Source organism: Enterococcus rotai (assembly GCF_001465345.1).
Lineage (GTDB): Bacteria > Bacillota > Bacilli > Lactobacillales > Enterococcaceae > Enterococcus_L > Enterococcus_L rotai.
In genome coordinates, this window is the sequence record NZ_CP013655.1 from 2566860 (window position 1) to 2579784 (window position 12925).

The window sequence follows — 12925 nt, forward strand, 5'->3', positions numbered from 1 at the left end:
TGAAATGCTTCAATCTATTGATAGCGCATTCATCAGATGGTATAAATAACCTGTAAACAACTAAATAGAAAGAAGGTGTTTCACTAGTGATGGAAAAAGTGCAGCGGTTTGGAGGAGCCATGTTTACCCCAGTGTTACTATTTTCATTTTCAGGAATTATGGTAGCGCTTGCGATTATCTTTAAAAATCCGATGATCGTTGGGAGTATTGCCAATGAAGGAACAGTTTGGTATGGGATTTGGTCTGTTTTGGAAAGTGGGGCCTGGACAGTCTTTAATCAAATGGAATTATTATTTGTGATCGGGTTGCCAATTGGCTTAGCTAAAAAAGCGAATGCTCGAGCGGCAATGGAAGCTTTTGTCATCTATCTGACCTGTAATTATTTTATCAGCAGTATGTTGGAGTATTTTGGTTCATTCTTTGGTGTTGACTTTACCCAAGAAGTTGGCGGTGATAGTGGCATGAAGTTGATTGCAGGCATCAAAACATTGGATACAGGAATTATTGGGGCAATTTTTATTTCAGCAATCGTGGTTTGGTTGCATAATCGCTATTTTGACACAAAATTACCAGATTTTTTAGGGATTTTCCAAGGATCTTCTTTGATCGCAATTTTAGGCTTTTTCGCCATGTTGCCTATAGCCTTTTTAATTTGTCTGATTTGGCCGAAAATTCAAATGGGTATTGGTTCAATGCAAACATTTTTAGCAAGTGCTGGTACTTTTGGTGTTTGGTTGTATACGTTTTTAGAAAGAATTTTGATTCCTACAGGGTTACATCATTTTATCTATACACCGTTCGTCTTTGGACCAGCAGTGGTTGAAAATGGGATCACGAAATATTGGATGGCCCATTTAAATGAATATGCGCAAACAACAACACCAATCAAACAGCTATTCCCACAAGGTGGTTTTGCTTTACATGGCAACTCAAAAATCTTTGCCTCACCTGGGATTGCGGCAGCATTTTATTTCACAGCTAAACCTGATAAACGGAAAAAAGTCTTAGCGATTTTAATTCCGGTTACCTTAACAGCTGTTTTAGCGGGAATCACGGAACCGTTAGAGTTTACCTTCCTATTTGTAGCGCCACCATTGTTTGTGCTACATGCGGTGTTAGCAGCAACAATGGCTGCGACGATGTATTTCTTTGGTGTTGTAGGTGATATGGGTGGTGGTTTCATCGACTTATTGGCAAAAAATTGGATTCCACTATTTGCGAATCACAAAGGGATGATTTTCACTCAGCTACTGATTGGCTTGTCCTTTACACTGATTTATTTCGTTGTCTTTCGGGCATTGATCTTGAAGTTTAATTTTGCCACACCAGGAAGAGAAGCAGAAGATCAAGAAGTGAAACTATATAGTAAGAAAGAGTACAAAGAAGCGAAAAAAACAGGTGCTCTAGGTGACATGTCCATTGCTGGCACGAATCAATATACAGAACAAGCTGCTGTTTATTTAGAGGCGTTTGGTGGGAGTGATAATATCGAAAAAGTGAATAATTGTGCTACCCGTTTGAGGATTACAGTAAAAGACGCAGGGATCGTTTTACCCGATGGTGCCTTTAAAGAAGGTGGAGCCCATGGAGTGGTTCGTAATGGTACGGCTTTTCAAGTCATTGTCGGCTTAGATGTTCCTCAGGTGAGAGAGCAATTTGAAAATTTATTAGCATTAGGCAATCAAAACAAACTAAATGAATAGAATGAAGGAGCTGGATAAGAAATGAAGAAATTTTCGATCGTAATTGCAGGTGGGGGAAGTACATTTACCCCAGGAATCGTGTTAATGTTATTAGATAATTTAGAAAAGTTACCCATTAGACAAATCAAATTTTATGACAATAATCCAGAAAGACAAAAGCAAATTGCAGATGCCTGCGAAATTATCATTAAGGAACAAGCGCCAGACATTGAATTTTTGGCGACAACAGATCCTAAAACGGCGTTTACCGATGTTGATTTTGTAATGGCTCATATTCGTGTTGGACTTTATGCTATGCGGGAAAAAGATGAGAAGATTCCACTGAAATATGGTGTAATCGGTCAAGAAACCTGTGGACCTGGCGGAATTGCTTATGGTATGCGTTCGATTGGTGGAGTATTAGAGTTGATCGACTACATGGAAAAATATTCACCAGATGCCTGGATGTTGAATTACTCAAATCCAGCAGCGATCGTGGCAGAAGCAACGCGGAAGTTACGTCCAGAAAGTAAGATCATCAATATTTGTGACATGCCTGTCGGTATCGAAGAACGCATGGCGAAATCGGTTGGGCTGAGTTCTAGAAAAGAGATGGTTGTACGTTATTATGGTTTGAATCACTTTGGTTGGTGGACAGATATTAGAGATCAAAAGGGCAATGACCTAATGCCGCAAATCAAAGCCCATGTCAAAGAGTATGGTTACTCTTTAAAAGAGGAAGTGGAAGAATCACAACATACCGATGCCAGCTGGATGCATACATTTGCCAAAGCCAAAGAAGTCTATGCTGTTGATCCAACCACTTTACCCAATACGTACTTGAAGTATTACTTTTACCCACAAGATGAAGTAGCACACGCAAATCCAGAATATACACGAGCAAATGAAGTAATGGCTGGACGTGAAAAACATGTTTTTGGTGAATGTAATCGGATCACCAAAGCAGGTACTGCCAAAGGAACGACCTTGGAAGTGGATGAACATGCTTCTTATATTGTCGATCTAGCCAGAGCAATCGCCTATAATACCCATGAAAGAATGTTGTTGATCGTTGAAAACCAAGGTGCTGTCGTCAATTTTGATGAAACAGCTATGGTAGAAGTTCCGTGTATTGTTGGCAGTAACGGACCAGAACCGATTGTTCAAGGAAAGATTCCTCGTTTCCAAAAAGGGTTGATGGAACAACAAGTGGCGGTCGAAAAACTAGTTGTTGAGGCTTGGACAGAAGGCTCGTACCAAAAATTATGGCAAGCGTTAATGTTATCAAGAATCGTGCCAAACGCTCGAATTGCTCAAGAAATTTTAGATGATTTAATTGAAGCCAATCAAGCGTTTTGGCCTAAGTTGTCGTAGCAATCGATTAGTATCGTTTTCCTTAGAAAATTCCCTTAGTATCGTTTTGTTTTTTCATCCTTTATACTAAGGGAAGAGAACTAAGGAAAAGAGGGATCAGGTATGAATTTAGAAACATTGATGCAAAAACATCAAAAAAGTTTAAGTGAGCTAGATTGGGCTATTTTAGGGTATATTTTAGAAAATGAGCAACAGGTTATGCAGCTTAGTATTGTTGAATTAGGAGAAAAAGTCCACAGTTCCAAATCATCTATTTTACGTTTGACTAAAAAATTAGGTTTTTCTGGTTATTCAGAGTTTAAGTACTTTATGCGGCAATCGAAACAAAACAACATTGGGACGACAGACACGGATTTGATCGATTTGCAGACCAAAGATATCGAAAATACAGTTAAACTAGCACAACAGACAGATTTTACTTCTTTGAGCAAAGCAATTCAACAAGCAAACACTGTCTATTGCTATGCAACGGGTTACTCCCAACGAAAAGTGGTCGAAGAATTTTCTAAGATGCTGATGATTTGTGACAAACGTTCGATCATTATTCCTGTTAAAACCGAACTTGATATTAGTATGTCAATGATTACGAAAGAAGATATTGTTTTGTTTGTATCGTTAAGTGGGGAAACAGATGACGTCAAAGAGAATATTCTTTCATTAAATGCGAGAAACATTCCAATAGCGGCAATCACAGCTTTTTCCCATAATTTTTTTGCCGAACACGCTCAATATGCCTATTTTTATTACTCAACTCCCTTTACTGTTTCTGGAAAAGAGCATATTGCCCAGTCCTTAGTTGGTTTAAGTGTGTTGGTTGATTTGATTTATAGAAAATATGTGACATTTTTGAATAAACAATTTGAGGAGGAAACCTGATGGCAATCTTTTTGCATCCAACTAAAATGAAGCGAGTATTATTTGGCTATTGGTTAATGATTCCACTAGTGTTTGGTCTTTACATCTCGATTTTAGCAGCAGTCAAAAATGTTTCAGTGTCTAGCGTTTTTACAAGTATTCCTAGTTTGACTTTAACAAGCATTGTGGTTTTTTTACTTTTTTTTCAACTATTTGGGTTATTCATAGTTGGAAACACAAGTGATTGTCGTCACTCTTTGTTAGGGGGCTATTTAAAATTCAGTATGGTTCAGCAATTATTTTCATTGAATATCCCAGGATTGATTTTGTGTCTATTTGTTTATCGAAGTCTCCTAGATGCAAAAGAGAAAGTGAGCGTGTCAAAACAAGTTCAATGGGCAGTTTATATGTTGATGGGGTTTATCGGTTTCATTACTATTTTACTCGTTTGGATTCGGTTATCATTATAATGTTACAAAGAGTGGAGTTAGTTGAATCAACTGTTTCACTCTTTTTTTGGACAAAAAGCAGCAAGTGTCTACAGTTTTGTGAAAGTCTGGACAAAAGTTTTCTGAAAAAGTCAATTTTAGTAGAAAAGTACTAAAAAGTCTGCTAAAATGTAACTGTTGGTTAAGGATGTCCTTAACAAATAAAGTTTTTTTAAAACTTAGGAGGAATTTTATTATGCCATTAGTATCAGGAACAGAATTTCTTAAAGCAGCTCGCAAAGGCGGCTACGGTGTCGGAGGATTCAACACAAACAACCTAGAATGGACAAAAGCGATTCTTGAAGCTGCAGAAGCTAAAAAAGCGCCAGTTTTGATCCAAACTTCTATGGGTGCGGCTAAATACATGGGCGGATACCAAGTATGTTACGATTTAGTAAAAGACTTGATCGATTCAATGGGCATTACTGTACCAGTAGCGCTTCATTTAGATCACGGTGAATACAAAGATGCATTAGAATGTATCGAAATTGGCTACACTTCTGTTATGTTTGACGGATCTCACTTACCATTTGAAGAAAACATCGAAAAAGCAAAAGATGTTGTTGCCAAAGCACACGCTAAAGGTGTTTCTGTAGAATGTGAAGTTGGTTCAATCGGCGGCGAAGAAGACGGAATCATTGGTTCTGGCGAATTAGCTGACGTTCAAGAATGTGTACAAATGGTTGCTACAGGTATTGATTACCTAGCATGCGGAATCGGTAATATACACGGTTCATACCCAGATAACTGGACTGGTTTAGCATTTGACCATTTACAAGAAATCGCTGACGCTGTTGGTGATATTCCATTAGTATTACACGGTGGATCAGGTATTCCTTTAGAACAAGTTCAAAAAGCAATCTCAATGGGCGTTTCTAAAATCAACGTTAACACTGAGTGTCAAGAAGTATTTGCAGCTGCAACTCGTAAATACATCGAAGAAGGCAAAGATCTTGAAGGTAAAGGATTTGACCCTCGTAAATTATTAGCACCAGGAACAAAAGCTGTTACTGAATTAGTTGAACAACGTATCGAATGGTTCGGTTCTGCTAACAAAGCATAATTTAGTTCTAGACTAGTAAAAAAGAGGCCGAGATAAAAGCGTTTAGCTCCGAGAAATAAGCTGCTTTTTTCTCGCCGTTTATTCGGATTTAGAGAGTGAAACAAAACTGATCTTTAGTTTTGTCCGCTCTCTTTTTTTGTTTTAAGATTTTTGTTGCTCAGCGATTTTTATAGGCAAGTTTCCTTTTATTTACCGCTAAAATGATATAAAAGCAAATAAAAGATGAAAAACAAGCAAAAGCGAATGGCTGTTGGCTTTTTTATTGTTCCTTAATATGTTAGAATAGTTTGGGTATATTACAAAAAAAATAAAACTTTTTGTTTTACATAGATAGGTGAGAATAATAAATGAAAAAAATCGTAATCAATGGTAATCGTCCATTAACAGGAGAAGTATCTATCAGCGGAGCAAAAAACAGTGCAGTAGCATTGATCCCCGCAGCGATCTTAGCTGATTCACCAGTAACATTAGATGGTGTACCTGATATTCAAGATGTTCATTCATTAATTGAAATTTTAGAAATCATGGGTGCTAAAACAACCTTTACTGACAATACACTCGTTATCGATCCAACCGAAATCGTTTCTGTTCCAATGCCAAAAGGCAAAATCAATAGCTTACGTGCTTCATATTACTTTATGGGATCATTATTAGGAAAGTTTGGTGAAGGGGTTGTTGGCTTACCTGGTGGCTGTTATTTAGGGCCTCGTCCAATTGATCTTCATATCAAAGGCTTTGAAGCTCTTGGTGCAAAAGTAACGAATGAACATGGTGCGATGTACTTAAGATCTGAAGAGGGACTTCAGGGAACAAGAATTTTCATGGATATGGTTTCAATTGGCGCAACAATCAATGTGATGCTAGCAGCTGTTAAGGCAGAGGGCAAAACGATCATTGAAAATGCTGCTCGTGAACCAGAAATCATCGATGTTGCAACGTTGTTAAATAATATGGGTGCCAATATCCGTGGTGCTGGAACCGATATTATCCGTATCGAAGGTGTTGAGACGCTACATGGCTGCCGCCATTCAATTATTCCAGATCGTATCGAAGCGGGGACTTATTTAGCTCTTGCTGCGGCAATGGGTGAAGGCGTAAAAGTCCGGAATGTCATCTATGAACATCTAGAAAGTTTTATTGCTAAATTACAAGAAATGGGCGTTAAGATGACGATCGAAGAAGATATGATCGAAGTTCATCCATCTCATGATTTGAAAATGACAACCGTTAAAACCTATCCTTATCCAGGTTTTGCAACAGATTTACAACAACCGATCACACCTTTGATGATGAAAGCTAAAGGGACTGGTGAAGTGATTGATAGTATCTATGCACAACGAACAAAACATATTCCTGAACTTGTGCGGATGGGTGCAGATGCGTCGATCGAAGGTAATATGATCGTCATCAATGGACCAACGCAGCTCCATGGTGCCGAAGTAGTAGCTTCAGATCTTAGAGCAGGTGCTTGTTTAGTGATTGCTGGCTTGATGGCTACAGGGACTACAACAATTTATAATGTAGAATACATTTTACGTGGTTATGACCACATTATTGAAAAATTAACGGCGCTTGGTGCAGATATTCAAATGATCGAAACAGAAGAAGAAATCGAGGTGGCTAAATGAGTGACTATTTAACGATGGCGGAGCTTGAAAATAGTACATTGAAAGATATCTATTCTTATGCTAAAGAATTCAAGATCCCTTATTATAGTCAAATGAATAAAAAAGAACTCTCTCTAGCTGTTATTCGCGCACAAGCGGAGAAACAAGGATTTTTCTTCATGGAAGGAATCCTTGATATTGTTTCTCAGGATGGCTATGGTTTTTTACGACCAATCAATTACGGACCGAGTGCAGAAGATATCTATATCTCATCTTCTCAAATTCGTCGTTTTGGTTTACGTAATGGTGATAAAGTTGCTGGAAAAGCAAGACCACCAAAAGAATCAGAACGTTATTATGGCTTGATGCATGTTGAAAGCGTCAATGGGAAAGACCCAGAAGAAGCCAAAGAACGCCCACATTTTCCAGCCTTAACACCGCTTTACCCCGAAAAACAAATCAAATTAGAAACAACTCCTGGTAGATTATCAACACGTATGATCGATATTTTTTCTCCTGTTGGGTTTGGCCAACGTGGTTTGATCGTAGCACCACCTAAAGCAGGGAAGACAAGTGTCTTGAAAGAAATTGCCAATGGTATTTCAGAAAATTATCCTGATGTAGAATTGATCCTTCTTTTGATCGATGAACGACCAGAAGAAGTGACAGATTTAGAACGTAGCGTAAATGGTGACGTGGTTTCTTCAACTTTTGATCAGCAACCACAAAATCATACACGCGTTTCCGAATTGGTTTTAGAACGAGCGATGCGTTTGGTTGAAGACAAACGCGATGTGGTGATTTTGATGGATAGTATTACGCGTTTAGCGCGTGCGTATAACTTAGTGATCCCAGCGAGTGGACGTACACTTAGCGGCGGAATCGATCCAGCAGCGTTTTACAAACCAAAACGTTTCTTCGGTGCTGCTAGAAATATCGAAGAGGGCGGCAGTTTAACGATTCTTGCTACAGCTTTAGTGGATACAGGAAGTCGTATGGATGATGTCATTTTCGAAGAATTTAAAGGAACCGGTAATATGGAGTTGCACTTGTCTCGTGACTTAGCAGATCGTCGTATTTTCCCTGCAATCGACATCAAAAAATCAGGTACACGCAAAGAAGATTTATTGATGTCCGCTGAACAGTTAGAAGAAACATGGAAATTACGCAACCATATGACGGGGGATTCTTTAGAATATACCGAGCAATTCGTTAAATTCTTACGCAAAACAAAAAACAACCAGAAATTCTTTGAAGAGTTTCATGATGTTTCCTTTGGGAGACAAGCCAAAAAAAATACTAAAAGATAATTGCAACCATAAACGAATCATGCTATTATAGTACTGTTGTATATCGACAAATAAACTCTGATACAGCAAATGGATCAGGGCAAAGGAGCGAAAAGACTATGAAACAAGATATCCATCCAGAATATCACCCAGTAATTTTTATGGATTCAACTACAGGCTTTAAGTTTTTATCAGGTTCTACTAAGCACTCTGATGAAACAGCTGAGTGGGAAGACGGAAACACTTATCCAGTAATCCGTGTCGAAGTTACATCTGACTCTCATCCATTCTATACTGGACGTCAAAAATTTACACAAGCAGACGGACGTGTGGACCGTTTCAACAAAAAGTATGGTATCAAAGATGCCAACGCCAACCCAGAAGGTTAATTCAAACAGCAATGTTGATAAGACTCAACTCATTTATGAGTGGGGTCTTATTTTTTTGCTAGGTGAAAAAAATAGAAAGAATCAAATGCTGGTTTTTTTCTTAAGGTAAGGGGTTTTTATTATGAATTCTTCTTCTAGTTTTGTACACTTTAATAAAGTATGGACTAATTATTGAGGAGGAGTCTTTATGACATGGTACAAAATGACAACTGAGCAAGTACTAACAGCTTTAGAATCTGGGCGTAATGGACTCGACAAGGCACTAAGAAAGGTGAAGCAAGAAGAAGGAAGCAATACTCTTTCTAAAGAAAAAGAGGCAAGTAAACTGCAAAAGTTCCTCCATCATTTTCATGATTTACTGATCTATGTATTGCTAGTATCAGCTGTATTAAAAGGAATCAGCGGTGATTTTATTGATATGACGATTATTTTATTAGTAGTTATCATCAATGCAGTTATCGGCTATGTACAAGAAGCAAAAGCGACTGACTCTTTGGATAGCCTGACCTCTATGATGAGTTCGGAAGCGGTTATTTTAGTAGATGGAGAAAAAGAAACAGTGAAGGCTGAATCTTTAGTGGCTGGAGATATTGTTTATTTAAGTCCTGGTGATATCGTCCCAGCGGACCTACGTGTGATCGAAGCCTATAATCTAGTGATCGATGAAGCCATTTTGACAGGTGAATCAACTCCAGTTGAGAAAAATAATCACACGCTTGAAGAAGATGCTGATTTGGGTGATCATGTAAATATGGCCTATTCCGGCACATTAGTCAATAGTGGAACAGGTAAAGGAATCGTTGTTCAAATCGGTGACCAAACTGAGATTGGTAAGATCAATCAACATTTGAAAAGCGTAGGCAGCAATGAAACGCCATTGATCAGAAAAATGAAACAATTAAATAAACAAATTTTTCTGTTTTTAATGGGCTTAATTCTTTTTCTTGTCTTGTTTAGTTTATTTTTCCGTGACTTATCGGCAAGTGAATTGCTATCTTCCATGATTGCTTTAGCTGTTTCGGCGGTGCCAGAAGGGTTGCCAGCTGTTTTATCAATTATTTTATCTGTTGGTGTCACACGAATGGCACGCCAGCATGCGATTATCAAGAAAATGCCAGCAGTAGAAACATTAGGTAGCATGGGGGTTATCTGTTCTGATAAAACAGGAACGCTAACTAAAAATGAAATGGCAGTTGTGGCACTCGTTACCGCGAAAGAAACAATTGATACGACTTTAGAAGAAGTAGAAGCAGCTTCTATTCGGCAGGTGGAACAAGATGAGTCTGTTAGAAAAATGGCAGAAATCGCTTCTTATTGTAACGATACCAAAATCACCTATAAAAACGGTGTAAGAGAAGTGATTGGTAATCCGACAGAAGGTGCTTTGCTAGACTGGGCTAATCATACTGCTCTTGTTGAAGAAGAACACGATATTAGCAAAATCCCATTCGATTCATCATACAAGTACATGGCGACACTAGTCGAGATTCAAGATAAACGTTATATTTATTTGAAAGGTGCACCAGATGTTCTATTGAATATGGTTGATTTTCAGTTAGTTGATAAAAGAACCGAAACGTTTGAAGAAGAATATTGGCAGCAAAAAATTAGTCAACAAGCTACCAAAGGACAGCGAATATTAGCTGCAGCTTTTAAAGAAGTAACAGAAGCTCAAACGACACTTGCTCACGAAGATCTACACAGTGGGATGATCCTTGCTGGTTTGTTTGGAATCATCGATCCACCGAAAAAAGAAGCAATTGAAGCAGTTCGTATCAGTCGTAAAGCAGGTATTTCAGTAAAAATGATTACAGGCGATCACAAAGATACTGCAGTTGCCATAGCCAAAGAAATTGGTCTTGAAAACTACCAAAATGCTTTAGTAGGTAAAGACATAGAGCAACTTAGTGATGATGAACTTGCAAATGTTGTCTTAACGAATGATGTATATGCGAGAACAACACCAGAGCATAAACTACGTTTAGTTAATGCCATTCAACGTAATGGACAGATTGTCGGGATGACTGGAGATGGCGTCAATGACGCTCCAGCTCTTAAACAAGCAGATATTGGTATCGCTATGGGAATCAAAGGAACAGAGGTAACGAAAGATGCGGCTGATATGGTTTTAGCAGATGATAACTTCGCAACGATCACTGTTGCGATTAAAGAAGGTCGACGCGTTTACGAGAATTTGAAAAAAACAATTTATTTTTCTTTACCAACAGCTTTTGCGCAAGGTTTGTTAGTAGTTGTTTCCTTGTTATTAGATAGACCACTACCGTTGACCTCTGTCCAAATTTTATGGCTGAATATGGTGACTACGATCACGTTGTCCTTTGCTTTAGGGTTTGAACCGTTAGCAAAAAATGCCATGAATCAGCCACCTCGTGATCCAAAGGAAAATATTTTAGATCGATATGCTGTTTTTCGCATCGTTTACGTCTCACTTTTATTAGCTGCTTTAGGCTTTTTAGTCAATGGATTTTTAGAAGGTAGCCATGCATCTGAAGCAGTTATGCAGACGACATTGATTACTACAATCGTGTTTGGCCAAGTTTTCTATATGATTAATTGTCGGGAAATTTATCGATTTTCGATCAATAAAAGTATATTGGCAAATAAAGTGTTGTGGTTGTCCTTACTAATTCTAGTCATTTTGCAAGCTTTATTGATCTATACACCGATCATGCATCTGGCGCTCGGGACAGCAACGATCGGTTGGCCGTATATAAAATTAGCCTTACTTTCTGGAGTTATTGTGTTTATAGTTGTTGAGCTTGAAAAATTGATTACACGAAAATTAAAAAAATCATAGCAATTAACGAAGCTGGCCCAAACGTGTTCAGCGTCCAAAAAACTGTACCTATTATTTAGTTGGATTCTATGAGGCTAGGCTATAACCCAACAAGTTATAGCCTAGCCTCATATTTGGGTTCAGGGGAGGGAAGTTATTAGTTGCTATAAGTGCAACGTGACAAAAAAATTGTAAATCTAAACAAAAGTCATTTAAAATGAAGTTTAAAGAAAATAATGCTGTGAAAGATGATAAAATAGTTTTAGTTACGCAATTGAAAAATTGATTTCAAACGAAAGAGAGATGAAAATATTGGAAATCAGTAATCAAAAATTTGGAGAAAACGCTATTTTGTATTCGCTTACGAATGATAATGGTTTGACGATGCAAGTCACGAACTTAGGTGCTAGAATCGTTGAGTTGATCGTACCAGTTAAGGGAGAGCAACGCAATATTATTTTAGGCTTTGATTCTGCGGAAGAATATGTGGCGAAAGATATGTATTTTGGCGCAACGATCGGGCGGGTTGCGGGAAGAATCAAGCATGGCTCGTTTTCAATAGATGAGCATAACTATCAGTTACCAATTTCTCCGGAAAATGGTCATACTTTGCATGGTGGTTCAAAAAGCTTTGAGGCAAGGATCTGGGAAGCGGAGATAGCAGAAACCAGTGAACAAGTTTCTGTGGTATTTTCTTATCTGAGTCCTGAAGGAGAGAATGGTTTTCCAGGAGAATTACAAGCAAGAGTGACGTATACACTAACGAATAATAATGAATGGATACTAGATTACTATGCTAAAACAGATCAACCAACGCTTTATAACCCAACGAATCATGTTTATTTCAATTTAACTGGGGATATGACGCAACCTGTTGATCAGCATTCGCTATTTGTTGATGCCGACCGATTCGCTGTAGTTGCTGATGATACAACCGTTACGGGTGAATTACGCTCAGTTACAGGAACACCTTTTGATTTTAGACAACCGCAGAGCATGAAGCAGGTATTTCAGACGGAGTATGAGCAGAATCGTTTAGTAGATGGATTGGATCATCCGTTTATTTTGAATCAGACTGGTTTTGATCAGGCACAAGCAATGATTATAGCACCACAAAAGGACCTGACGGTTGAAATGTACACAGATCGACCGGCAGTTGTGATTTTTACAGCACAATTTGGTGATAATGGACCAGAGGTTCGAGGTCAAAAATTAGTCAGTCATGGTGGGATTACGTTGGAAACCCAAGTTAGCCCAGGAGCTGTTGAATTTGAGGGATTAGGTGATATTATATTACGTCCAGAAAACCCCTATCAAAGTCGAACCATATTTAAAATTAAGTAAAAGCATCAAGTTCATACTCAATTGAAGGATAAACTAT

10 protein-coding genes are annotated in these 12925 nt (G+C 38.2%); all 10 read left to right on the forward strand.

What is annotated here, in order from left to right; all coding sequences use genetic code 11:
* Positions 1-86 precede the first annotated feature (86 nt).
* The 10 genes from ATZ35_RS11760 (at position 87) to ATZ35_RS11805 (ending at position 12888) form a co-directional block, all read left to right on the forward strand.
* Positions 87-1703 carry an alpha-glucoside-specific PTS transporter subunit IIBC gene (locus ATZ35_RS11760; protein WP_208927402.1) on the forward strand — a complete coding sequence of 539 codons (1617 nt, stop codon included), beginning with the start codon at positions 87-89 and terminating at the stop codon, positions 1701-1703.
* A 21-nt stretch (positions 1704-1724) separates the two neighbouring features.
* Entirely contained in the window at positions 1725-3056 is a 1332-nt protein-coding gene (locus ATZ35_RS11765) for a 6-phospho-alpha-glucosidase (RefSeq protein WP_208927403.1), read from the forward strand.
* Positions 3057-3158: 102 nt separating this feature from the next.
* The gene (locus ATZ35_RS11770; protein ID WP_208927404.1) at positions 3159-3932 is read left to right on the forward strand and encodes a MurR/RpiR family transcriptional regulator; all 774 of its coding nucleotides are present in this window, start codon (positions 3159-3161) and stop codon (positions 3930-3932) included.
* On the forward strand, positions 3932-4381 hold the full coding sequence (locus tag ATZ35_RS11775; RefSeq protein WP_208927405.1) for a hypothetical protein: 450 nt from the start codon (positions 3932-3934) through the stop codon (positions 4379-4381). Before ATZ35_RS11770 ends, ATZ35_RS11775 begins: the two co-directional genes overlap by 1 nt.
* A gap of 214 nt (positions 4382-4595) precedes the next feature.
* Positions 4596-5462 carry a class II fructose-bisphosphate aldolase gene (locus tag ATZ35_RS11780; RefSeq protein WP_086281648.1) on the forward strand — a complete coding sequence of 289 codons (867 nt, stop codon included), beginning with the start codon at positions 4596-4598 and terminating at the stop codon, positions 5460-5462.
* A gap of 347 nt (positions 5463-5809) precedes the next feature.
* Positions 5810-7090 carry a UDP-N-acetylglucosamine 1-carboxyvinyltransferase gene (gene murA, locus ATZ35_RS11785; protein WP_208927406.1) on the forward strand — a complete coding sequence of 427 codons (1281 nt, stop codon included), beginning with the start codon at positions 5810-5812 and terminating at the stop codon, positions 7088-7090.
* The gene (gene rho / locus ATZ35_RS11790; RefSeq protein ID WP_208927407.1) at positions 7087-8379 is read left to right on the forward strand and encodes a transcription termination factor Rho; all 1293 of its coding nucleotides are present in this window, start codon (positions 7087-7089) and stop codon (positions 8377-8379) included. Before murA ends, rho begins: the two co-directional genes overlap by 4 nt.
* A 98-nt stretch (positions 8380-8477) precedes the next feature.
* Entirely contained in the window at positions 8478-8747 is a 270-nt protein-coding gene (locus tag ATZ35_RS11795) for a type B 50S ribosomal protein L31 (RefSeq protein WP_069654216.1), read from the forward strand.
* 187 nt (positions 8748-8934) lie between these two features.
* A complete protein-coding gene (locus tag ATZ35_RS11800) occupies positions 8935-11565 on the forward strand; it encodes an HAD-IC family P-type ATPase (protein WP_208927408.1) in 2631 nt (876 codons plus the stop codon).
* Positions 11566-11847: 282 nt separating this feature from the next.
* Positions 11848-12888 (forward strand): aldose epimerase family protein, encoded by a 1041-nt coding sequence (locus ATZ35_RS11805; RefSeq protein WP_208927409.1) that lies wholly within the window; start codon positions 11848-11850, stop codon positions 12886-12888.
* The last annotated feature ends 37 nt before the right edge of the window (positions 12889-12925 follow it).

Excerpts from the sequence above, each read along its gene's own strand:
- murA (WP_208927406.1), top strand. The coding sequence starts at position 5,810 with ATGAAAAAAATCGTAATCAATGGTAATCGTCCATTAACAGGAGAAGTA.
- ATZ35_RS11805 (WP_208927409.1), top strand. The coding sequence starts at position 11,848 with ATGAAAATATTGGAAATCAGTAATCAAAAATTTGGAGAAAACGCTATT.
- ATZ35_RS11775 (WP_208927405.1), top strand. The coding sequence starts at position 3,932 with ATGGCAATCTTTTTGCATCCAACTAAAATGAAGCGAGTATTATTTGGC.
- ATZ35_RS11795 (WP_069654216.1), top strand. The coding sequence starts at position 8,478 with ATGAAACAAGATATCCATCCAGAATATCACCCAGTAATTTTTATGGAT.
- rho (WP_208927407.1), top strand. The coding sequence starts at position 7,087 with ATGAGTGACTATTTAACGATGGCGGAGCTTGAAAATAGTACATTGAAA.
- ATZ35_RS11780 (WP_086281648.1), top strand. The coding sequence starts at position 4,596 with ATGCCATTAGTATCAGGAACAGAATTTCTTAAAGCAGCTCGCAAAGGC.
- ATZ35_RS11800 (WP_208927408.1), top strand. The coding sequence starts at position 8,935 with ATGACATGGTACAAAATGACAACTGAGCAAGTACTAACAGCTTTAGAA.
- ATZ35_RS11765 (WP_208927403.1), top strand. The coding sequence starts at position 1,725 with ATGAAGAAATTTTCGATCGTAATTGCAGGTGGGGGAAGTACATTTACC.
- ATZ35_RS11770 (WP_208927404.1), top strand. The coding sequence starts at position 3,159 with ATGAATTTAGAAACATTGATGCAAAAACATCAAAAAAGTTTAAGTGAG.